At 63.6% G+C, this 20515-nt stretch carries 18 protein-coding genes and 1 pseudogene; 6 read left to right on the top strand and 13 right to left on the bottom strand.

Annotated elements, in window-relative coordinates:
* Positions 1-14 precede the first annotated feature (14 nt).
* Genes BLQ09_RS12950 through BLQ09_RS12940 form a run of 3 tightly spaced genes read left to right on the top strand, consistent with a single transcriptional unit; the run spans position 15 to position 1526 of the window.
* The gene (locus BLQ09_RS12950; protein ID WP_092357169.1) at positions 15-215 is read left to right on the top strand and encodes a hypothetical protein; all 201 of its coding nucleotides are present in this window, start codon (positions 15-17) and stop codon (positions 213-215) included.
* 19 nt (positions 216-234) lie between these two features.
* Positions 235-633 (top strand): hypothetical protein, encoded by a 399-nt coding sequence (locus BLQ09_RS12945; RefSeq protein WP_027606759.1) that lies wholly within the window; start codon positions 235-237, stop codon positions 631-633.
* Positions 606-1526 carry an ABC transporter six-transmembrane domain-containing protein gene (locus BLQ09_RS12940; protein WP_027606673.1) on the top strand — a complete coding sequence of 307 codons (921 nt, stop codon included), beginning with the start codon at positions 606-608 and terminating at the stop codon, positions 1524-1526. The genes BLQ09_RS12945 and BLQ09_RS12940 overlap by 28 nt, the downstream gene beginning before the upstream one ends.
* 12 nt (positions 1527-1538) lie before the next feature.
* Here BLQ09_RS12940 and BLQ09_RS12935 read toward each other — a convergent pair whose 3' ends face one another.
* The 9 genes from BLQ09_RS12935 to BLQ09_RS12895 all read right to left on the bottom strand — a co-directional run bounded on the left by BLQ09_RS12935 (position 1539) and on the right by BLQ09_RS12895 (position 11005).
* Positions 1539-2480, bottom strand: coding sequence for a helix-turn-helix domain-containing protein (locus BLQ09_RS12935; protein WP_027606674.1), 942 nt, complete (start codon positions 2478-2480; stop codon positions 1539-1541).
* Between the two features lie 77 nt (positions 2481-2557).
* Complete coding sequence (locus tag BLQ09_RS12930; protein WP_092357166.1) at positions 2558-3337, bottom strand: 2-keto-4-pentenoate hydratase; 780 nt, start codon at positions 3335-3337, stop codon at positions 2558-2560.
* Positions 3334-4941 (bottom strand): bifunctional 3-(3-hydroxy-phenyl)propionate/3-hydroxycinnamic acid hydroxylase, encoded by a 1608-nt coding sequence (locus BLQ09_RS12925; protein WP_027606676.1) that lies wholly within the window; start codon positions 4939-4941, stop codon positions 3334-3336. Before BLQ09_RS12925 ends, BLQ09_RS12930 begins: the two co-directional genes overlap by 4 nt.
* A gap of 62 nt (positions 4942-5003) precedes the next feature.
* Positions 5004-5606, bottom strand: coding sequence for an amino acid synthesis family protein (locus BLQ09_RS12920; RefSeq protein WP_027606677.1), 603 nt, complete (start codon positions 5604-5606; stop codon positions 5004-5006).
* 10 nt (positions 5607-5616) lie between these two features.
* Positions 5617-6075, bottom strand: a complete 459-nt coding sequence (locus BLQ09_RS12915; RefSeq protein ID WP_012724261.1) for a VOC family protein — start codon at positions 6073-6075, stop codon at positions 5617-5619.
* 11 nt (positions 6076-6086) lie between these two features.
* Positions 6087-7127 (bottom strand): WD40/YVTN/BNR-like repeat-containing protein, encoded by a 1041-nt coding sequence (locus BLQ09_RS12910; protein ID WP_027606678.1) that lies wholly within the window; start codon positions 7125-7127, stop codon positions 6087-6089.
* 12 nt (positions 7128-7139) lie between these two features.
* Positions 7140-7934 carry an SDR family NAD(P)-dependent oxidoreductase gene (locus BLQ09_RS12905; RefSeq protein ID WP_027606679.1) on the bottom strand — a complete coding sequence of 265 codons (795 nt, stop codon included), beginning with the start codon at positions 7932-7934 and terminating at the stop codon, positions 7140-7142.
* 27 nt (positions 7935-7961) lie between these two features.
* Positions 7962-9452: an aldehyde dehydrogenase family protein gene (locus BLQ09_RS12900; protein ID WP_027606680.1), complete on the bottom strand. Its 1491-nt coding sequence runs from the start codon at positions 9450-9452 to the stop codon at positions 7962-7964.
* Between the two features lie 11 nt (positions 9453-9463).
* Positions 9464-11005 carry an acetolactate synthase large subunit gene (locus BLQ09_RS12895; RefSeq protein ID WP_092357163.1) on the bottom strand — a complete coding sequence of 514 codons (1542 nt, stop codon included), beginning with the start codon at positions 11003-11005 and terminating at the stop codon, positions 9464-9466.
* 237 nt (positions 11006-11242) lie between these two features.
* Between BLQ09_RS12895 and BLQ09_RS12890 the strand changes: the two genes are divergently transcribed.
* Positions 11243-12001 (top strand): IclR family transcriptional regulator, encoded by a 759-nt coding sequence (locus BLQ09_RS12890; RefSeq protein WP_065941646.1) that lies wholly within the window; start codon positions 11243-11245, stop codon positions 11999-12001.
* 9 nt (positions 12002-12010) lie between these two features.
* Here the strand turns inward: BLQ09_RS12890 and BLQ09_RS12885 are convergent, their stop codons facing one another.
* The 3 genes from BLQ09_RS12885 to BLQ09_RS12875 form a co-directional block, all read right to left on the bottom strand.
* Positions 12011-13336: a hypothetical protein gene (locus tag BLQ09_RS12885; protein WP_027606683.1), complete on the bottom strand. Its 1326-nt coding sequence runs from the start codon at positions 13334-13336 to the stop codon at positions 12011-12013.
* A 3-nt stretch (positions 13337-13339) separates the two neighbouring features.
* Positions 13340-14770, bottom strand: coding sequence for an aldehyde dehydrogenase family protein (locus tag BLQ09_RS12880; protein ID WP_027606684.1), 1431 nt, complete (start codon positions 14768-14770; stop codon positions 13340-13342).
* A gap of 91 nt (positions 14771-14861) precedes the next feature.
* Entirely contained in the window at positions 14862-16310 is a 1449-nt protein-coding gene (locus tag BLQ09_RS12875) for an APC family permease (RefSeq protein WP_092357160.1), read from the bottom strand.
* 328 nt (positions 16311-16638) lie between these two features.
* Here BLQ09_RS12875 and BLQ09_RS31855 point away from each other — a divergent pair.
* Both BLQ09_RS31855 and BLQ09_RS31850 read left to right on the top strand, forming a co-directional pair.
* A pseudogene (locus BLQ09_RS31855) lies at positions 16639-17832 on the top strand (HAMP domain-containing protein); the annotation flags it as partial.
* A gap of 102 nt (positions 17833-17934) precedes the next feature.
* The gene (locus BLQ09_RS31850) at positions 17935-18690 is read left to right on the top strand and encodes a methyl-accepting chemotaxis protein (RefSeq protein WP_371914508.1); all 756 of its coding nucleotides are present in this window, start codon (positions 17935-17937) and stop codon (positions 18688-18690) included.
* Between the two features lie 212 nt (positions 18691-18902).
* On the opposite strand, the gene BLQ09_RS12865 is transcribed toward BLQ09_RS31850, so the two are convergent.
* Positions 18903-20351 carry an APC family permease gene (locus BLQ09_RS12865; RefSeq protein ID WP_092357154.1) on the bottom strand — a complete coding sequence of 483 codons (1449 nt, stop codon included), beginning with the start codon at positions 20349-20351 and terminating at the stop codon, positions 18903-18905.
* Positions 20352-20515: the final 164 nt, after the last annotated feature.

Below are 20515 nucleotides of genomic sequence, written 5' to 3'. Positions count from 1 at the left end.
CCCCAGGTGAAGGCATGCGCCTCTGTATTTTCAAGGTCAATCGGTACCGCCACTTTGCCTTGCTCGATGCACAAGGACGCTGCATTGCTTTCAAGAGCTGCGAAGGGATTCCACAGAACGGCGAATGGGTGCAAGTCAACGAAATCAACCTGGCCTGGTTGAACCGCGCGCTGCCTGCGCGCGCCTTGACCAGGCCACACACCCGCCTCGTGTAGTCAGCCAGGAATTGCCTGTATGCCTTTCAACTATCGTGATCGAAACGTGATTGACGTGGCACTGCTTGAAGACTCGGTACGGCTCTATAGCGCCAAGCTCAAGCGGTTGCAGCGCTTCTGGATTCCCCTGCAGAAACAGGCGCCACGCCTGGTGTTGTCACTGTGGGTCCTGGGGGTTGTCGCATCGCTGTTCAGCCAGTCCTATTACCACTGGTTATTTACCGCGCCGGCGATTTGCCTGCTGATCACCCTGGAAATCGTGATCGAAGAAGTGCAGATCGACTTGTTACTGATGACCGAGGAAACGCGCTATCTGCTCGACTTCACCCGCGGTCTTTATACCGGGACCCTGAGTTCCCGCCCCCCTACTTTGCGTAAACCAGGTGGCCCATGCCCTCCGTCACACCTCCACTACTGATCGAGCAGAGCCGCAAAATCGGTCAACAATCCGCCAGCCAGACACTCAAGGCGATCGCCAAGGCCTACCCCGGCAAGTTGTCCGGCACCCTGTCGCTGGTGGCGCTGGAAAACGCGCTGCTGCTGGCCTACCCGTTGTTTGCGGGGTTTGCCGTCGACGCGATTATCCGTGGCGACACCGGCAATGCCCTGCTCTACGCCGCCGTGGTCCTCGGGTTCTGGGTGGTGGGCGCCGCCCGACGGGCCCTGGACACCCGCACCTTTACGCGTATCTACGCCGACCTTGCCGTGCCGGTGATTCTTAACCAGCGCCTGCAACGCCACAGCACCTCAACGTCCGCCGCGCGGGTGGTGCTGGCACGGGAGTTCGTCGATTTCTTCGAAAAACACGTGCCCACCATTGCGACGGCGCTGGTCTCGATCATCGGCGCGGCGGCCATGTTGCTGGTAATCGAACCCTGGGTCGGCCTGGCGTGCCTGGTGGCGCTGGGGCTGTGCCTGGTGGTGGTGCCTGGCTTTGCACGGCGCAACCAGCGCTTGCATGAGCGGCTGAACAACCGCCTGGAAAAGGAAATCAGCCTGGTGGAAAAGGTCGGCGCCCCCACGCTGCGCCGCCACTATCAGGTGCTGTCGCGGCTGCGTATCGGGCTGTCGGACCGTGAGGCGGTTGCCTTCCTCACCATCGGCATCCTTGCGGCCCTGCTGTTCGTGGTCGCCATCAGCCAGTTGGCGCTGGCGCCCGCGGTGAAGGCCGGCCATATCTATGCGGTGATGACGTACCTGTGGACGTTCGTCAGTTGCCTGGATGAAGCCCCCAGCGTGGTCGACCAATTGGCCCGGCTCAAGGACATCGGCAAACGCGTGGACCCGGGACTGGATGACACGGCGGCCTGACCCTTCGTCTATTCAGCCGATCGCCCGCCGGGTGTGCGAAGGCGACTCGCCAAACAACTCGCGGTAATGGGCGGCAAAGTGGCTCAGGTGGAAAAAGCCCATCGCCACCGCCACATCACCGACGTTCTGGCTGCAGGCCGGCGTTGCGATCAGGCGTCGACGCACCGCATTCAGGCGCAGGTTGCGCAGGTACTCCAGCGGACGCATGCCGGTCACCGCCTGGAAACTGTTCTGCAGGGTGCGCCGGCTGACCCGCAGGTGTTCGCACAGGTCGAGGATGCTCAGCGGGGTATCGCCGCTGGCATCGATCAACTCCTGGCAACGCTTGACCAGGTACGCACTCACGGCGAAGTTGCCGCGACGGCAGCGCACCTCATCGGTGGCATTGCTGAACAGGTCGAGAAACGCATTGAGCAACTCGTCTTCGAGCATGTTCTCGGCGGTTGCACTGATGGCCTCGGGTTGTTGCAAAAGGTGACGAAACAGCGGGTAGATGCGCTGGCGTATCCGCAGCAGTAACGCGTCATCCACGCACAGCTGGGAGCGGGTGCTCAAGCGCTTGAGCTGGTCGCTGGACAACTCGAAGGCGGCGAGTTTGGCGAAACGCACCGTGTCGACGTTGAAAGCGAAGAAGTGCGTGCCTTCCGGCGCATGCAGCACAAACTCCTCGCAAGCGCGCAACAGCACCACACTGTGGGTGCCCACCTGCTGGCCCTGCACGACGGGCTCGCCGCCCAATGACATGGCCGCGCACAGCCGTCCCTTGGGCGCATGGCCGCGCTGCACCACGCGTTTGTCCAATACTTCCTGGAAGATCTGAAAGCGCTCGGCCGACAGCTGGCGCAGCTCACTGGTCAGGCAGCCGCGCCCCAGTTGGTCATACACCTGCTGCCAGCCCTGGATGGAACCGGCGTGCAGTTGAGGGTCATTGAAGGTTCGAACTTCGGCAAGCATGGTGGTCGTTCCTCGGGGGCCCCGTTGTTGTCATCGGCCTGAAGGGGACTCAAGTCATCCATGACGGCAGCTGTCGCTTACACGGGGGTGGTGTCCGCGGTGAAAAGCAAAGCCAGTTCCGTGCCAAACATCTGCAGGCGGTAGGTGGCGGGCTGGATATCCATGGGCGCCAACAACGCACCGGACAGCACCACCTGCCCGGCCTCCACCGGCTGACCGTCGGCCAGCAGACGGCGAACCAGCCAGCACAGGTTGGTCAGCGGCGAGTCCTCCCGGCCCTCGGTATCGCCTTCGCCGCACAGCGCGCCGGCACATTCCAGGCGATAGGCGACGTGGGTGTGCGCGACGGCATCGAACGCGCTTCGTGGCCCCAGGCAATACAGCCCCGCCGCCGCATTGTCGGCAAGAAAGGCTCCGACCCCGAACGCCCAGCCCTGCCAACGGCAGTCAGCAATCTCGAACGCCGGCGCCACTTCGGCAATCGCGTCCAGGATATGTTCATCGCTGTAGTCACCGGGCGCGAGGCTGCGCCCCAGCACAATCGCCACTTCGATCTCCAGCTTGGGCTGGATCAACCGCGACAGCGCCACCGCCGTGTTCGGCTGCACGCACATCGCGTCGGTCAGGCCGCCATACACCGGTTCGTCAATGCCGAAGCGCCGTTGCGCGGCGCTGCCGGCGAAGGCGATTTTCCAACCGCTGAACTGTTCGCCCGCCGCCAGGCGCGCATCCAGCGCCTGGCGTTGCAGTGCGTGGCCGCCGCGCAGGTCCAACGCCTCGGGGGCCAGTGGCGCAATCGCTTGCACCGCACGCGTGGCCTGGTCTAACTGGCTCAATACGCCCGTATCGATGCTCATGACAGTTGCCCCGCTAACTTGCGTAATACCGCGTCAAGCCGTTCCGGCGTGGTGATGGCGGCAACAAACCGGTCAGGACGCACCACGACGACGCAGTCGCGCACCCTGGAGAACCATTCGCCGAGACGGTTATCCACGTCCTCCACGCTGATGGCGTCCGTCGCCGTCAAGGGCTGGTGCCGGCCCAGGCCGCTGCGCGAGCGATTGACCTGGATAAAACGCGTGTCCCAGCGCGCCCAGAACCTTGCCATGTCTTCGCTCAGTGGCTCACGGGGATTGACCCGGTAACCCAGCACCGCATAGGAATTGCCCAGCACGTCATCCAGGCGCCGCCGCTGACCCTGGGCGTCTTCGATAAACGGCTGCACAAACAGCTGGCCCACCAGGTCGTCTTCACGCAGTTCGGCACGTTCGTGATAGACCAGCCCTTTGGTGAGGGTGGCCTTGGGTTTGAACTTGAACTCCAGCAGGTGCGAACGCAGGTTGTCGACGCTGTTCACCGCCTGGAACAACCAGTCGCGCACGCCGGCCATCAACGGGTTGGTCAGCCCCAGTACCGTGCCCATATTGTCGGCCAGGGCCACCAGTTCGGTGGCGTGCCCGCGACGTTCCTGGTCGTAGCTGGCGAGGATCCCATGGGCCGCACGCCCCTGGATGATCGCGGCCAGTTTCCAGGCCACGTTGGCCACGTCGCGCAACCCGGAATTAAGGCCCTGACCGGCCCAGGGTGGCGATATATGCGCGGCATCGCCGACCAGTGCCACACGCCCCTGGACAAACCGCGCCGCCACACGCGAATGGTGGGTGTAGGCGCGGATACGGATGATATTCAGCGCGTCCACGGCGTCGCCGATATGCCCACGGATCAGGTCGCGAATGGTGTTCTCGTCACACATCTTCGCCTCGTCCTCGCCCTCCATCAGCATGAATTCCCAGCGCCGCTGCTGGTACGGCAGGTAGATGCACACGAAGGGCCGCTGCGGGTCGGCGTGCAGGGCGGTGTAAGGCGCATCCAGGGTGTCATTGGCGGTATCGACCACCACCCATTTGCGCGCATGGGTCAGCCCCAGCAGTTCGACGCCCAGCTTTTTGCGTACGGTGGAGCGCCCGCCATCGGCGCCGATCACGTAATCGGCGCGCAGCTGATAGACCTCGCCCTGGGCATCGCGGACCTGCAAGGTCACGCTCTCCCCATCCTGTTCCAGCTCCAGCATTTCATGGCCCTGGCGCAACACCACAGTGCTGCGCTGCCCCAGAGTTTCGCGCAGCGTGCCTTCGAGCAACTGCTGCATGAAAATGTTGCGCATCGGCCAGCCGTACTGCGCGGCACTTGGCTTGACCTCGGCAAAACACACGCCCCGCGCGTTGTAATAACGCAGCGGCACATCGCAGATCATGTCACGTACTGCCAATTCGGCGATGCCGATCGCCTGCAACACGCGCAGCGCTTCATCATCCATGCCCACCGCGCGTGGGTAAGGCAGTATGCAGTCGGCAAGCTCAAGGACAACGCAGTCGATACCGTACATCCCCATATAGTGCGCGGCCGTGATCCCATTGGGCCCGCCCCCGACAATCACAACCTGGGTCTTCTCCTGCTTCATCGCTGTTCACCGCTTTCTTGTTGTGGTTTTAAACCGGCGTTGCCAAGGCCGCACGCGTGTCATCAGTGCAGCCCGTCAACGCCCTGGATGTCTTCGGCACGCAGGCCACCCAGCCGTGCGTGCAGGCGCCCGCGCGTGGCGAAGGCCCAGATCACGATGACTTCGTCCGGCGCGGGGCCGTCGCCGAACATCAGCGACATGCTGTCGTAGTGGGAACGTACGTAGAGCGCATCCTTGTGCGCCAGGGGGACGTCAATGGTCGAACCCGGGCCGCCGCGCTTGCCGGTGGAAGGCACCCACGACTTGCCACCGCCCAGCGCGACGCGAATCGGATCGGCGGCCGGGTTGGTCAGGAACGCGTTGCCGTGCTCGTATTCGCCCGCGCTGCCGACCAGGATCGCCTTACCATAGCTGACAATCTCATGGGCACCGGCCAGTGCCTGTATGCGCCGGCCAAACTCTTCGCCCAGCAACGGCGATGGGTCGACCAGTTCGGCGAGCGACTCGCTGTAGCGACCGGCATAGGGGTTGGCGATCACGGCGGCGATCGCGTACTTGAACAGGGGCTCGCCATCGGCCAGCTGGCCGGTTTCGTTGGCCAGGGTTTCTTCGACAAAGCTGTACCATTTGCGGATGTGATACGTAGCAAAATTCGCGGTTTTCATCAGGGTTGCCTCAAAGTGGGTCGAGTGGATCCAGGTTGAAATGTCGGCTCGGCGCGCCGGCGGCCTTGAACCGGGCCTTGCCGCGCGCATCGTCGTGTTCGGTCTCGAGGAAGAACTCCATGCGATTGCCGTCGGGGTCGTTGAAATACACGCCATGGCCGATCTCGTGATCGGTGATCTTCACCACCTCGACGCCCTTGCCCAGCAACATGCCGTAGAGCTGGCGCAGGGTGGTCATGTCCCCGGCGATTTCCAGGCCGTAGTGCTGCAGGCCCAACCCGCCTTGATGGGCGCCGGGGTCGGCGCGAATCAGGGCGATGTCGTGGTGCTTGCCTCCAAATGCCATCATGACCCAGCTCTCGCCCCGGGCACTTTCGTGCATGCCCAGGATGTCGGCGTACCAGCGTGCCGACACGTCAGGGTCACTGACCCACAGCGATAAGTGAGTCCGCAGGATCTCGATCTTCATGGCGGTATCCCTCAGTGCTTTTTGACGATGGATTGATGCCCGGACTTGATCTGCGCAACCGCAGGCGTCCAGAGCACATCAGCGATCTCGCTGAATTCCCGCCAATGCTTCTGCCAGCCGTCACCGCCATTGTCGGAGGTGAACAAATGCCCGTACTTGGTGCCCGCCACGATCTGTCGCGGGTTGGCCGGGTTGAAGGCAATCGCCCAGACACAGGAGTTGGGCTGCTGTGGCAGCGGCAGCACGTTCCAAGTGAGTGCGGCATCACGGGACACCAGGATCTTGCTGGTGGTGCCGGGGGTGCCATCGGAAATACTCAGGTACAGCTCGTTCTGCGTGCCCAACGGCGCGTTCATGGCGCGGATGTAGTACAGGCCGAAGGCTTCGCGACCGATGATGCCGGTCCAGGTCAGCCCCTCGTCCAGGCTGCGGTACACCGCATTGACGCAGACCACCACAATCACTTTCTCGCCGTGGTTGGGCAGCACCAGGATGTTGTGGACGTCGGAGTTGTAGTCCCACAGCAGCCGGTCGTCGACGCGGGTCCAACTGTCGCCGCCGTCACGGGAATGGAACAGCCCGCCCTCCTCCAGGCCGAACCACAGCTGGTTGCGGTCAGTGGGGTCATAGGCGAAGGCCAGCAGGCGTGGGCGGCTGACGCCGTCGCAGAACTCGGGGATTTCCACCGGGGCGCGATCCCAGCTCAGGCCGCCGTCCAGGGTGCGCCACAACACGGCACGCGAAGGCGCGCCGGTGCCGACGAAAATGCGTTGTGCATCCTGCGGGTCAACCGCAACTTTCCACACGGTTTGCCCGTTGAAAGGCGAATCGATGCGCCGCCAATGCCCACCGGTATCGTGGCTCACACACAAGCCCACATCGGTACCGGCATAGATCCGCTCGGGCGTGTCGGGGTGCAGGCTCAAGGATCGGGTGATCGCATCGAACTCCAGGTCCTGCCCCAGGCCCAGGCGATGCCAGGTACGGCCATCGTCGGCACTGCGGATCACCGCTTGCCCGACGGTGGCGACCAAAAGGGTTCCGTTACTCATCACAGATACTCCTCAGATATAGATGCCACGGGTCAAGCCACCGTCGATGCCGATGGATTCGCCCGTCACTGCGCCGGCTTTTGGCGATGCCAGGAAGCCGATCAGCCAGCCCATTTCAATCGGTGCGAGGGTGCGGCGAATCGGTGTCGCGTCGATGTAGGCCTGCTCGACCTGCTGCGCGGTCTTGCCTTGCTTGACGGCTTCGCGGTCGTACAGCTCCTGGATATGCGGGGTATCCACCACGCCCGGGTGGATCAGGTTGACCGTGATCCCCGACGGGCCGAGCTGGTCGGACAGGGTCTTGGTCATGTGCGCGATCGCCAGGTTGCGCATGCCCGAAAGCACCTTGCTGCTGCGCCCGGTGAGGCCGCCGATGTTGATGATGCGTCCGAAGCCGGCCGCCTTCATGTGCGGGGTCACGGCCTTGGCGCAGCGGAAATAGCCGATCACCTTGGTGTTGAGGTCCGACAGCAGTTCATCGTCGCCGGCGTGTTCGATGTCATTGCGCACCACACCCGATGGCGCCGCGGCCCCGTTGACCAGGATGTCGATGCGGCCGAAATGCTTGTGAGCCGCCTCGACCATCTCCGACACGGCCTTCATGTCATTGGTGTCGCAGAACAGCGGCAGCACTTCATTGCCGGTCTGTGCACTGATCTCTTCGGCCGCCAGCTGCAGGAACGCCATGCGCCGCGCGCAGATCACCACCTTGCAGCCTTCCTCGGAGAGAAAACGTGCGACTTCCTTGCCGATGCCCATACCGCCACCGGTGACAATGGCCACGCGGCCTTTCAATTCCAGATCCATAGCAATTACCTCGTGTGATTATTCAGTTCAGGCCAGATCGACAAACACGCTTTTGGTCTCGGTGTAGGCATCGATCACGTTCTTGCCCATTTCCCGGCCCCAGCCGGATTGTTTGTAGCCACCGAACGGTGAAGAGGGATCGACCACGTTCCAACAGTTGATCCATACCGAGCCGGCCTTGAGCTGTGCCGCCACGCGGTGCGCCGAGCGCAGGTCGCGGGTCCACAGGCCGGCGGCGAGGCCATACGGCGAATCGTTGGCGCGCAGCACCAGGTCGTCGATGTCGGTCCAGCTCATGACGGTCAGTACCGGGCCGAAGATTTCTTCGCGGGCCACGCAGGCGCGCTCGGCACGGTCGAGGAACACGCTCGGTTGAATGAAGTGCCCACGCTCCAGGTGCGCGGGGCGCTCGCCGCCACAGATCAGTTCGGCACCCTCCTCCCGGCCCCGCTGCAGGTACCCCTTGACCGTGTTCAACTGCCGCGCAGACACCAACGGCCCCATGCTGTTGGCCGGGTCCAGGCCATTGCCCAGCACATAGGCGGCGGCATGGCGCTGCAATTCTTCGAGCACCTGGTCGAGCACACTGGCGTGCACATACAGGCGCGAGCCAGCCGTGCACACCTGGCCCTGGTTGTAGAAAATCCCATCGGCGGCCCCCTTGGCGGCGCGCACAATGTCGGCGTCGGGCAGGATGATGTTCGGCGACTTGCCGCCCAGTTCCAGTGAGACCTTTTTCATGTTGCGGGTAGCCGCCTGGGCGATCAGCCGCCCGACCTGGGTCGAGCCGGTAAAGGCGATCTTGTCCACGTCGGGGTGCTGTGCCAGCGGTGCACCCGTGTCGGCACCCAGGCCGGTGATCAGGTTGACGACGCCGGCGGGGAAACCTGCGGCCTCGATCAGTTGCACCAGGCGGATCGCGACCAGCGGGGTCTGCTCGGCGGGCTTGAGCACCGCCACGCAACCGGTGGCCAACGCCGGGCCGAGCTTCCACACGCACATGGTCAACGGGAAGTTCCACGGCACGATCAGCGCGCAGACCCCCACCGGTTCGCGCAACGTGTAGTTGAGCATCGGCGCGCCGCTGGCCGGGGATACGGGCAGCGTGCTGCCTTCGATCTTGGTGGGCCAGCCGGCGAAGTAGCGAATGATGTTTGCCGCGCTGGCCGCCTCACCGCGCGCGTTGGCGATAGGTTTGCCGTTCTCCAGGGTGATCAGTTGCGCCAGTTCCTCGCGGTGCTGATCCAACAGATCGGCCAGGCGAAACAGCAACAGGCCGCGCTGCACCGGTGACTGCAAGGCCCACGTGCCGGTGAAGGCTGCGCGGGCGGCCGCAACGGCCGCATTCACATCGCGTTCATCGCCTTGGGCGACTTCGGCCAGGGTCTGTTCGGTGGCCGGGTTTTCCACGGCAAAGCGACGACCGCCGACGGCGTCCTGCCAGGTGCCGCCGATAAACAGGCGACCGGGCTGCGCCAGGAATGCCTGGACGGCAGGTAATAATTCGAGCGGATGCATAGTCGACTCCTTCACAGCGCCATTTCGATCAGGCAAGGGCCACGGTCGGCCTTGGCATTGGCCAGGGCCCGTTGCAGTTCGGCATTGGTCTGGACCGTGCAGGCCGGTACTCCGTAGCCTTTGGCCAGGGCCTTCCAGTCGATACGCGGGTTGTCGAGCACGGTCAGGCGCAGGGCCTGGGGGTCCATTTCGGTCATGCCGAAACGGCGCAGCTCGTTCTGCAAAATCGCGTAGCGATGGTTGGCGGCAATCAGGATCACCACCGGCAACTGCTCGCGTGCGATGCTCCACAGGGTCTGGATGGTGTACTGGGCACTGCCGTCGGATTGCAGGCAGAACACGCTATTGCCGCGTTCCGCCAAAGCGGCGCCGAAGCCCACCGGAATCCCCTGGCCGATCGCGCCACCGGTATTGGTCAATACCCGATGCCGCGCGGCGCGGGCGGAGGCGGTAAAGAACGGGTAGCCGCAGGTGCCGCCCTCGACCGAGACAATGCTGTCGTGGGGCAGTGACGCAGCGAGCACTTGGCCGATCGACTGCGGTGTCAGTTCGGCATGGCCGGGCGGCAGTTCGATGCCCTCCGGCGTCGGCACGTAGGCCGGTGCAGCCAGGGCATCGGCCAGCGCCGTCAACGCGCCGGCGACATCGTCACCGACCTCGGCCAGGTTCAGCAGGCGCTCACGCTCGGCGAGGCGCGACGGGATGCCTTCGTAGCCAAAGTAACTGATGGGCTCCGGCACGCCCGCACAGATGACCAGGTCGTACTGCTCAAGGATTTCAATCGCCACTTCCGGGAAATACGGCAGGCGATCCAGGTCGGGCAAGCCACCGCCACGGTAGCTCAGGCGCGGAAAGGTCTCGGCAAACAGGCGCACGCCGGGCAGTTGCGCCAGGCGTCCTGCCGCTTCCAGGCCCGCGACCGACAAGCCCTCATCGCCGACGATAAACACCAGCCGCTGGCCGTCACGCAATGCCTGCGCCACGGTTTCGACCCGGTCACCGGCAAACCGACGAACCGGTGCGCGCAGAGGGGCGAATACACCGTTATGGGTCACTGCGTGGGCCTGCAGGTCCATGGGCAGAATCAGGCTGGCGATCTGGCCTTTGGCCTGCCAGGCCGCACGCACGGCTTCCTGCAGATCCTCACCGATACCGGCAGCGGTGCGCGAGGTGCGCACCCAACCGGAAACGGCACCGGCCAGGGCCTGGATGTCGCTGGCCAAGGGCGGATCGTAGTTGACATGCCAGGAGGCGTGATCGCCGATGACGTTGACGATCGGCGTATTGGCCCGACGCGCGTTGTGCAGGTTGGCGATGCCATTGGCGAAGCCCGGCCCCAGGTGGGTCAGGGTCATGGCCGGCTTGCCGGCGATCCGGCCATAGCCGTCCGCAGCCCCCGTGCAGACCCCTTCGAACAGCGACAACACCGGCTTGAGAGCAGGTGCGCTGGCCATGGCGGCCACCAGGGGAATCTCGGTGGTCCCGGGGTTGGCGAAGCAGTACTCGATACCGCTTGCCGCTGCCGCATTCACTATCAGTTGCGCACCATTCATTTTCAGCCCTCTTGCTTGAGCATTTGCAGTGATGAGATTTATCACATACAAATCCGCAACCAACAAGCATTTTATGTTTGTTTTTCTCATTTAATGAGATTTGTACAACTTAAACACCCTCAAAAGCTAACCCGCGATTGCGTTTTTCTCTCACTGCGGTAGTGTTGCGCCAGCGCTTGGGCAACCGGCTCCCCGTGGGGACGCCACAAGCGCCCTTCCCTTTCTTTTAGGAACACAATGAGCAGCCTGAGCAAATTGCTGAGCATCCTCGACCTGTTCGGTCCGCAAATGCTGAAGATCGACCCCGACACCATTGCCGAGCGCATGGGCCTGTCACGGGCGACCGTGTACCGCTACGTCAAGGATTTGTGTGACGCCGGCCTGCTGACCCGCGTGGACGCCGGCAGCTACGGCCTGGGCCCGCGGGTCATCGAGCTGGACTGGATGATGCGCCAGTACGACCCGATCCTTCTCGCCGGGCGCGAGCTGATGCACGAGCTGTCGGCGCAAACGGGCCTGGCGGTGTTCGCCAGCGTGTTTTACGACGGGCGCATCATCAACACCTACATCGCCGAACCCACCGACACCTATCACTTCGCGTTCGGGCGCGGGCAACCGCTGCCGTTTTTCCGCGGGGCACAATCGAAGGTCTTGATCGCCTTCCAGAAAGGACGCCGCCTGCAACGCCTGTTCGACGAGCACATGGCCAACGACCCGGACAGCCCGTATGACTGGGCGGGCTTCTCCAGGGCCGCGAAAAAAATCCGCAAGGACGGCTACTGCCTGACCCACGACGAACTCAACCTGGGCCTGACCGGTATCGCTGCGCCGATCATCCAGGCGGACCTCGACGAGGTGGTCGGCAGCCTGTCGGCCGTCGGCACCACCCAGAACTTCAAGCTGCTGCGCCAGGAAACCGTGATCGAAATGGTCATGGACACCACCCGGCGGATTGCCGAAAACATGCGCAACCCGCCGAGCCACACCGCCCCCTAGGCGTCATGCTCAGAACGGCACGGCCAGCGTCAACTGGCTGTACAGGTTGGTGCCGTTGCCGCCGACCTGGTTGCCCCCGGTGGTCGCGTCCTGCCTGGGTGTGTACAACCCCACCAGCGGGGTGATGATCAAGTGCGGGTTGACCGCCCACTCGGCGTACACATCCAACTCACGGCCATCGAGGTTCAACGCGTTGCTTTTGCGCACGGTGGCGTAGTCGAAATACAGCGCGCCCAGGCTCAGGTTTTCCAGTGGGGTTGCCTTCAGCCCGACATGGTGGATGCGGGTATTGGTGTTGAACGGCCCGGCGTAGTTGCCGGCCACTTCGCCCTGGAACCAGGTGCCGTAGCCCGTGCTCTGGCCGGTGAACAGTGCATCCCAGTTCTGCGAATAGCGGGTGTAGCGATACGTCACCTTGGGCGCCCAGGCGATATCGGCGAAGGTGTAGCCCGCTTCGCCGTACCAGGCTTTTTCTGGCCCCGCGTCCTTGTCCTGCCAGGCGTACTCGAAGGCCAGGCTGACGTTGGGGATGCCCGCATCGCCCTCACCGCGCACGCTGTAGACATTCATGCCCTTGCGCTGGCGTTGAAAGTCGCTGGCCCATTGATCGTTCACGTCCAGGCCGTGCACCCAGGTCAAGCCGAGCGTCCCCGGCCGGGCGGTGTAGTCCAGGGTCGCGGCGGCCAGTTCGGTTTCGGCCTGGATACGGTTATCGGACTTGAGCCACAGCACACTGCCGTGCAGGCCATCCTGCCCCCCCAGGCGCACCACCGCGGTTTGGTCGAACGCGTGCCGGGCCGCCAGGTAGTAGGCGCCCCCACGGTTCAAGGTGCCATCCGCCGGGCCCTTGCCCGGGTTCAGTCCATCGTCGTTGATCAGGAACCCTCGGCCGACCTTGACCACCTGGCGCCCGCCGGAAATATCCACGCCGTCTTGACCGAGCGCCGGGAACAGATCGCCGGAGCGCCAGCCCAGGTAGGCGTCTTCAATCTTCGTGGTGCGCTCGGTGCCGAGGCTGTTGCCACCCGGATCGCCATCGCCCCACGTGGCGGAGCTGACCAGGGCAAATGCCCCGTAGGCGCGGCCAATGCCGCCGAGTGCCTGGTCGCCACTCAAGCCATACTTGATAAAGCCTTCACGCCAACTGGAGCCGCCCGGCGTGCCATCGTAGTTCTTGCGACTGTTGAACTGACCGAACACCGCGGTCATGTCGGCGTTGAGGTGACGGCTCTCATCGCTGTACAGCTCATAAGCGTGCACCTGACTGATAGCGCCGAGCGCCAGGGTGCACACAAGCGTGCAACCGAATACGGGATGACGGGATAGATAACGCATGGCTCAAACTCCTTCTTCGACAGCCTGCTTGCGCACAAACAACAGTTGCTGCCCCGTGAACTCCAGCAGCCCCTCCAGACCGAACTCGACACCGAACCCCGACATCTTGCTGCCGCCAAACGGCGTGTTCGGCTGGATCTGGGCGTGGCAGTTGACCCACGCCACACCACTCTCCAGGCGACTGGCCAAGGCCTGGGCCTGCTCGACATCCGGCCCCCAGACCGAGCCGCCGAGGCCCATGTCACCGGCATTGGCGCGCTTCAGGACATCCTCGACATCCCGGTAGGCAATCAACGGCAACACCGGGCCGAACTGTTCTTCGTCCACCAGGCGATGGCCGTCGGTCACGTCCGCCACCAGGGTGGGTGGATAGAAAAACCCGGGGTGGTCCAGACGCGCACCGCCGCACAACACCCGCGCACCGTTGGCACGTGCGTCATCGACCAGGGCTTCCACCAGTTCCAGTTGCTCAAGGTTCTGCACCGGCCCGAAGGTGACACCGGCGTCCAGGCCGTCGCCCACGACCTGGCGCGCCGCAATGTGCATCAGCGCGTCGGCAAAAGCCTCGTACTGCGACTCATGGATATACAGGCGTTTGAGCGCAGCACAGGTCTGGCCCATGTTGAGAAAGGCCGCCTGGAAGATCGCCTCGGCCACCGCCTCCACCGGCGTGCCGGGCAACACGATGGCGGCGTCGTTACCGCCCAGTTCCAGGGTCAGGCGCTTGAGGTTGCTGGCGGCACCGCGCATCACGCTTTGCCCGGTGGCCGTGGAACCGGTGAACACGATCTTCTGGATCCCCGGGTGCGAGGTGATCGCACTGCCGAAGCCCTGCTCGCCGGTCACGCAGTTGATCACGCCACGGGGCACATGCCGGGCAATGATCTCGGCCAGGCCCAGGGTGCTCAGCGGCGTCAGGCTCGACGGTTTGCTGATCACGCAGTTGCCGGCACGCAGCGCCGGCATGATGTGCCAGACGGCGATCATGAACGGCCAGTTCCAGGGGGTGATCGACGCCACCACGCCCAAGGGTTTGCGGTGCAGCTCAATGCGCTGGGTGGGCGTTTCTTCCACCCGTTCCACCGCAATTTCCTGCCCGGCCGCGTAGCGGGTCCAGGCGGCGGCGCCCATGACCTCGGAAAAGGCCAACTCCAGCGGCTTGCCCTGTTCCAGCACAATCAGCCGGGCCAGTGATGGGGCCTCCTGCTCGATATCCGCGGCAATCGCCAACAAACGTTCACAGCGATCAGGGTGGCTGCTGTGGCGCCAGCTCTTGAAGGCCAACTGCGCGGCGTTCACCGCCTGGTCGAGTTGCCCCAGGGAACCGGCCGGGCATTGGGCGAACACGGCCCCGGTGGCCGGGTTGATCACATCGAACCGGCCTTCTTCACCGGCCACCTGGATCCCATCGATGAGCATTTTATAGTTGTGCATTTGAAACCTTCCTTTCACACGCTGGCGCGCCATGCCGAGCAACGGCAGGCTGCGATTGTCTGGTTAGTCGAGCGATAAAAACGCGGGGGCCTTAAAGCTTGTGGCTGCCCAAGGCCAGGAAGCGTTGCGGCGAGCTGTTGCGCAGTCGCGCGGCGAGCACGATGCCGATGATCAAGGCCGCCGGAATAATCGCGCAGAGGCTGTAGGACAGCAGTTGGCTGGCACCGGTCAGCACATCGAAATGCACCACCGCCAACACCAGCACCATCACCAGCGCCAGGCACGAAATACCGGGCAGGATCCGTCCACGCAGCAGCCCGACCTTAAGCTCGGGATGGCGATGAAAGTAGACGCACACCGACACCGAGGTCAGCGCCATCAACAGGATCACGCACAACGTGGCCAGGTTGGACAGCCAGGCAAACAGTTGCAGGATCGGATCGGCATCCATCGCGGCAAATATCAGCACCACGACCGCAGCGATCAAACTCTGCAACGCCGAGCCCATATGCGGGCTCTGGTGCACGCGATGGGTGGTGCCCAGCAGGCTGTGCAACAGACCGTCGCGCCCGATGGCGTAGAAGTAACGCGCGGCGGCGTTGTGAAAGGCCAACAGCCCGGCATAAATACTGACCATGAACAGCACGCGGATGATCTGGGTCAGCTGCGGTCCGACAAAGTGGTCGGACATGCCATAGATAAAAGTCGTCGGGTCCTGCAGGGACTGCAGCAGCGGCACGATCTTATCCGCCCCCACGCCCACCACCATCGACCACACCGACAGCGCGTAGAAACCGCCGATCAGCAACACCGAACAGTAGGTGGCAATCGGGATACTGCGCTTGGGGTTCCTGGCCTCTTCGCCGTAGATAGTGGTGGCCTCGAAGCCGATAAAGGCGGCAAAGCAGAACAGCAAGCCGATTGACGGCGTACCACTGAACACATGACGGCTGCTGAACGAGTCCAGGTTGATGCCGCTGTCGCCGCCGGACTTGAGGATGGCGAAGTCCAGGATCAGGATCGCCAGGTACTCGGCGATCACCACCACCGACAGCACCCGTGCCGACAGGTCAATCTTGCGATAGCCCAGGATCGCGATGCTCACCATCGCCATCAGCGAGTAGGCCCACCAGGGCAGCACCAGGCCAAAGGCGGCTTCCATGGTGCCACTGACCACACCACCGAACATCCCGTACAACCCGACCTGCAGGATGTTATAGGCGAACATCGCCAGCACCCCGGCCGCGCCACCGGCCAGGCCGCCCAGCCCACGGGCGGTGAACGCGTAGAAACCGCCGGCATTGGTCACGTGGCGTGACATGGTGGTGTAGCCCACAGAGAACGCCAGCAGCACCAGCAATGCCAGGATCAGCAACGCCGGGGTGCCCGCACCGTTGCCCAGCATGATGCCGATGGGGAAGCCGCCGGCGATCACACTGAGCGGGCTTGCCGCCGATATCACGAAGAAGATGATGAAGCCCACACCCAGGGCACCACGCTTGAGCTCCGTAGAGCTGTTGACCGGGATAGATACACTCATGTTGTTGACCTTATTGTATGAGGCAGTCGCTTTTGGGTTGGCCCGACCACACCGCATCGGCACCGGTTAGCGTTTTGTTTTAGTTGCGCGCTGAATTTGATCCTATGCCCGCCCTGGAACGGCTCGCTATCCCAAATCGGTAGCATCCAAAGCCCCGCCCCAAAACAGGTCGGGGCCGCCCGATCCCTCCTCGCGCTGTTGCCGATTTGGGATAGCCGCCCGGCCTGTCATGCCCGCACCCTAGCCTCACCCGTGCTATGCGCGGATGCCGGCAACAAGAATAAGAACGTGCCCATCACCGCCAACGCCCCCGTAGGAAGCCCCAGCCATGCGTCCAGCCCATCTCACCCTCCAATGGCGTATTACCCTGCTGAGCGGACTTTGCCTGCTGGCAGTCGTGGGCGCGCTGATTGGCGCCAGCGCCTACCAGAATCAAACCAGTGCAAAGCTGCTCAAGGAGCAAAGCAGCGCGTTGCTGACACAGGCCGCGCTGGAACGCTTGCAGGCCCAGGCCGTGGCTCATGGCCAACAGGTGGAGCGGTTTTTCAATGAAACCGCGCTGTATGGCGAAGGGTTCGCCCAGCAGGTTCTGCAACTGCGCGAGCAAACCCTCAATGGACGCCTGACGGTCGTGCAATTGCGTCAAGCCCTGGTCGGCATCGCCCGAGAAGCCCTCAGGCAGCGCGAAAAAGTCCTCGGCCTGTACGTGATCATGCTGCCCGATGCACTGGCCGGCAGCGACGCCGACTGGCGCGACCAACGCGCCCTGGCCGGGAATGAAACCGGGCGCTTTGCGCTGTACTGGTCCCAGAGCCAGCCGGGTCAACTGGTGCAGGAGGTGTTGAGCGAGGCACAAATCGCCGCCAACACTGCGCCCCCCGGCAGCGCACCGGCAAACGCCTGGTACGCTTGCCCTCAGGCGCAACGACAGGTGTGTGTGGTCGAGCCGTACACCATCGAAGTGGAAGGCCACAAAGCCCTGATGAGCAGCATTTCCATCCCCCTGATCGTCGACGGCAACGTGCTCGGCGTGGTGGGCATGGACATCAGCCTCGACACCTTGCAGAAACTGGCCGCCAACCTCAGCCAGGACCTCTACCAGGGCGACAGCCAGGTCACCCTGGTGTCGGCTTCGGGTCAAGTGGCGGGACGCAGCGGCGATGTCGCGGGGGAAACCCTGGACATCCGCCAATCCGTGCAAACGGCAGCGGGCACTCCAGCCTGGCAACTGCAGATCAAGGTCCCGCAGGCACGGGTGCAGGCCTCCGCCCGGCAGATGCAGAGCGAACTGGACGACAAAAGCCGTGAGTCCAATTGGCTCAACCTTGGCCTGGGCATCCTGGCCAGCAGCCTTGGGATGCTGCTGATCTGGCTGGCGGCCTACGGCGTGACTCGCCCATTGCTGAAGATGGCCGAGCTGCTCGATGCCATTGTCGAAGGCGACGGGGACCTGACCCAGCGCCTGCCCCTCGGGCGACGCGACGAGCTGGGCCGCCTGGCCAATGGTTTCAACCGTTTCCTCGACACCTTGCAGCCGATTATTCGCGCCATCCAGACCGCGTCCCTGGACACCCGCGACAGCGCCGACACCTCCTCCGGTATTGCCCGCGAAGTCAGCGCCGGCATGCAGCGCCAATACCGCGAAGTGGAGCTGGCCGCCACCGCGTTGCACGAAATGAGCGCCAGTGCCCAGGAAGTGGCCCGTCACTCCCACAGCGCCGCCGACGCCGCCACCGCCGCCGAAAACGCGAGCCGCTCAGGCCAGGCGGTGTTCTCCACCACCGAACGCAGCATCGAGGCCCTCGACCAACGCCTGGAAACCACCCTCCAGCAAGTCAACGCCCTGGCCGACAGCAGCAACCAGATCGGTCAGGTACTGGACGTGATCAGCGCCATCGCGCAACAGACCAACCTGCTGGCGTTGAATGCGGCCATCGAAGCGGCCCGGGCCGGCGAACAGGGTCGCGGTTTTGCGGTGGTGGCCGATGAAGTCAGGCACCTGGCCAGCAACACCCAGAGTTCGGTCGAACAGGTACGCATGGTGATCGAAACGTTGCAACAGCTGAGCCAGGCGGTGGTGCACAGTACCCAACTGAGCCGCGAGCAAGCGGGCGGCAGCGTGCTCCAGGTGCAACAGACCCGGGTGGCGCTGGGGCATATTTCCCAGGCCGTGGATGTGATCGAACAAATGAATCAGCAGATCGCCAGTGCGGCCCTGGAGCAGAGCAGCGTGGTGGACGATATCAGCCATCGCGTCAGCGACATCCGCGGTATCAGCGAAACACTCGCCGGGCGCATGCACGAGGCGTCGCAGGCCAGTGAAGCATTGCATCAGATGGCCAATCACCAACAACAGCTGGTCGGGCATTTCCGCGTGTAATGGCGTGCCGCCTGACTGAGCTGCGGTGGCCGCCTTTCAACTCTCCAACATTGAATTCCCCCATGATTTATCCACGCCGCTGGCTGATCCTCGGGAGTATTTCCAGCGGGGCCTACTCGGCAGGCGTGGTCATTCCAGCCTGGTTGACCCTTCGACAGCCTTGACCACGCGCTGCTGGTCAGGCTGAGCAGGCAGACACCGCCGCCCACGCCTTAAAGCTTGTGGCTGCCCAAGGCCAGGAACCGCTGCGGCGACGCCTTGCGCAGCCGCGCCGCGAGGAATACACCGCCCAGCAACGCCAGGGGAATGATCGCGCAGAGGCCGTAGGACAGCAGTTGGCTGGCACCGGTCAGCACATCGAAATGCACCACCGCCAGCACCAGCACGGCCACGAGCGCCAGGCACGAGAAACCGGGGAGGATCTGCCCACGCCAGAGCCCGACCTTGAGCTGCGGATGGCGCCGGAAGAACATCAGCACCGCGGCCGAGGTCAGCGCCATCAGCAGGATCACGCACAGCGTGGCCAGGTTGGACAGCCAGGCAAACAGCTGCAGGATCGGATCGGCATCCAGCGCTGCGAAAATCAACACCACCACGGCCGAGATCAGGCTCTGCAAGACCGAGCCCATATGCGGGCTCTGGTGCACCCGATGGGTGGTGCCCAACTGGCTGTGCAACAGGCCGTCACGGCCGATGGCGTAGAAGTAACGGGCGGCGGCGTTGTGAAAGGCCAGCAGGCCGGCATAGATGCTGACCATGAACAGCACGCGGATAACCTGGGTCAGTTGCGGGCCGACAAAGTGGTCGGACATGCCATAGATAAACGTGGTCGGGTCCTGCAAGGACTGCAGCATCGGCACGATCTTGTCCGCACCCACGCCCACCACCATCGACCACACCGACAACGCGTAGAAACCGCCGATCAGCAACACCGAGCAGTAGGTCGCAATCGGAATGGTGCGCTGCGGGTCCCGGGCTTCTTCACCGTAGATGGTGGTGGCCTCGAAGCCGATAAAGGCGGCGAAGCAGAACAGCAGGCCGATTGACGGCGTGCCGCTGAACACATGGCGGCTGCTGAACGAATCCAGGTTGATGCCGCTGTCGCCACCGGACTTGAGAATGGCGAAATCCAGGACCAGGATCGCCAGGTACTCGGCGATCACCATCACCGACAATACCCGCGCGGACAGGTCGATCTTGCGATACCCCAGGATCGCGATGCTTGCCATCGCCATCAGCGAATAGGACCACCACGGCAGCACCAGGCCGAAGGCGGCTTCCATGGTGCCGCTGACCACCCCGCCGAACATGCCGTACAAGCCGACCTGCAGGATGTTATAGGCAAACATCGCCAGCACCCCGGCCGCGCCACCGGCCAGGCCGCCCAGCCCACGGGCGGTGAACGCGTAGAAACCGCCGGCATTGGTCAGGTGGCGCGCCATGGTGGTGTAACCCACCGAGAACGCCAGCAGTACCAGCAAGGCCAGGATCAGCAACGCCGGGGTGCCCGCGCCGTTACCCAGCATGATGCCGATGGGGAAGCCGCCGGCGATCACACTCAGCGGGCTTGCCGCCGATACCACGAAGAAGATGATAAAGCCCACACCCAGGGCGCCACGCTTGAGCTCCGTGGAGCTGTTGATCGAGTTGGATACACTCATGCTGTTGACCTTATTGTATGAGGCAGTCGCTGTAGGATCGGTGCAGCCGGCTGTCGACCGGTACCGAATAGCTTGTCGTTCTTGTTGCACGCTGGCATCGATCCTATGCCTGCCCGACAGCGTGCCGGTATCCCAAATCGGTAACGCAAGCGCCCACGGCGAAA

It is taken from the genome of Pseudomonas sp. NFACC25 (assembly GCF_900100935.1).
GTDB lineage: Bacteria > Pseudomonadota > Gammaproteobacteria > Pseudomonadales > Pseudomonadaceae > Aquipseudomonas > Aquipseudomonas marginalis.
The sequence above is the reverse complement of the archived record's forward strand: the minus strand, read 5'-3'. Positions and strand labels throughout refer to the sequence as shown.

Bases quoted from the DNA above. Each gene is read 5' to 3' on its own strand.
- BLQ09_RS12935 (WP_027606674.1), bottom strand. From the start codon at position 2,480: ATGCTTGCCGAAGTTCGAACCTTCAATGACCCTCAACTGCACGCCGGT.
- BLQ09_RS12865 (WP_092357154.1), bottom strand. From the start codon at position 20,351: ATGAGTGTATCCAACTCGATCAACAGCTCCACGGAGCTCAAGCGTGGC.
- BLQ09_RS12950 (WP_092357169.1), top strand. From the start codon at position 15: ATGCGCCTCTGTATTTTCAAGGTCAATCGGTACCGCCACTTTGCCTTG.
- BLQ09_RS12930 (WP_092357166.1), bottom strand. From the start codon at position 3,337: ATGAGCATCGATACGGGCGTATTGAGCCAGTTAGACCAGGCCACGCGT.
- BLQ09_RS12925 (WP_027606676.1), bottom strand. From the start codon at position 4,941: ATGAAGCAGGAGAAGACCCAGGTTGTGATTGTCGGGGGCGGGCCCAAT.
- BLQ09_RS12940 (WP_027606673.1), top strand. From the start codon at position 606: ATGCCCTCCGTCACACCTCCACTACTGATCGAGCAGAGCCGCAAAATC.
- BLQ09_RS12880 (WP_027606684.1), bottom strand. From the start codon at position 14,770: ATGCACAACTATAAAATGCTCATCGATGGGATCCAGGTGGCCGGTGAA.
- BLQ09_RS12875 (WP_092357160.1), bottom strand. From the start codon at position 16,310: ATGAGTGTATCTATCCCGGTCAACAGCTCTACGGAGCTCAAGCGTGGT.
- BLQ09_RS12885 (WP_027606683.1), bottom strand. From the start codon at position 13,336: ATGCGTTATCTATCCCGTCATCCCGTATTCGGTTGCACGCTTGTGTGC.
- BLQ09_RS12915 (WP_012724261.1), bottom strand. From the start codon at position 6,075: ATGAAGATCGAGATCCTGCGGACTCACTTATCGCTGTGGGTCAGTGAC.
- BLQ09_RS12945 (WP_027606759.1), top strand. From the start codon at position 235: ATGCCTTTCAACTATCGTGATCGAAACGTGATTGACGTGGCACTGCTT.
- BLQ09_RS31850 (WP_371914508.1), top strand. From the start codon at position 17,935: ATGCAGCGCCAATACCGCGAAGTGGAGCTGGCCGCCACCGCGTTGCAC.
- BLQ09_RS12905 (WP_027606679.1), bottom strand. From the start codon at position 7,934: ATGGATCTGGAATTGAAAGGCCGCGTGGCCATTGTCACCGGTGGCGGT.
- BLQ09_RS12910 (WP_027606678.1), bottom strand. From the start codon at position 7,127: ATGAGTAACGGAACCCTTTTGGTCGCCACCGTCGGGCAAGCGGTGATC.
- BLQ09_RS12900 (WP_027606680.1), bottom strand. From the start codon at position 9,452: ATGCATCCGCTCGAATTATTACCTGCCGTCCAGGCATTCCTGGCGCAG.
- BLQ09_RS12890 (WP_065941646.1), top strand. From the start codon at position 11,243: ATGAGCAGCCTGAGCAAATTGCTGAGCATCCTCGACCTGTTCGGTCCG.
- BLQ09_RS12895 (WP_092357163.1), bottom strand. From the start codon at position 11,005: ATGAATGGTGCGCAACTGATAGTGAATGCGGCAGCGGCAAGCGGTATC.
- BLQ09_RS12920 (WP_027606677.1), bottom strand. From the start codon at position 5,606: ATGAAAACCGCGAATTTTGCTACGTATCACATCCGCAAATGGTACAGC.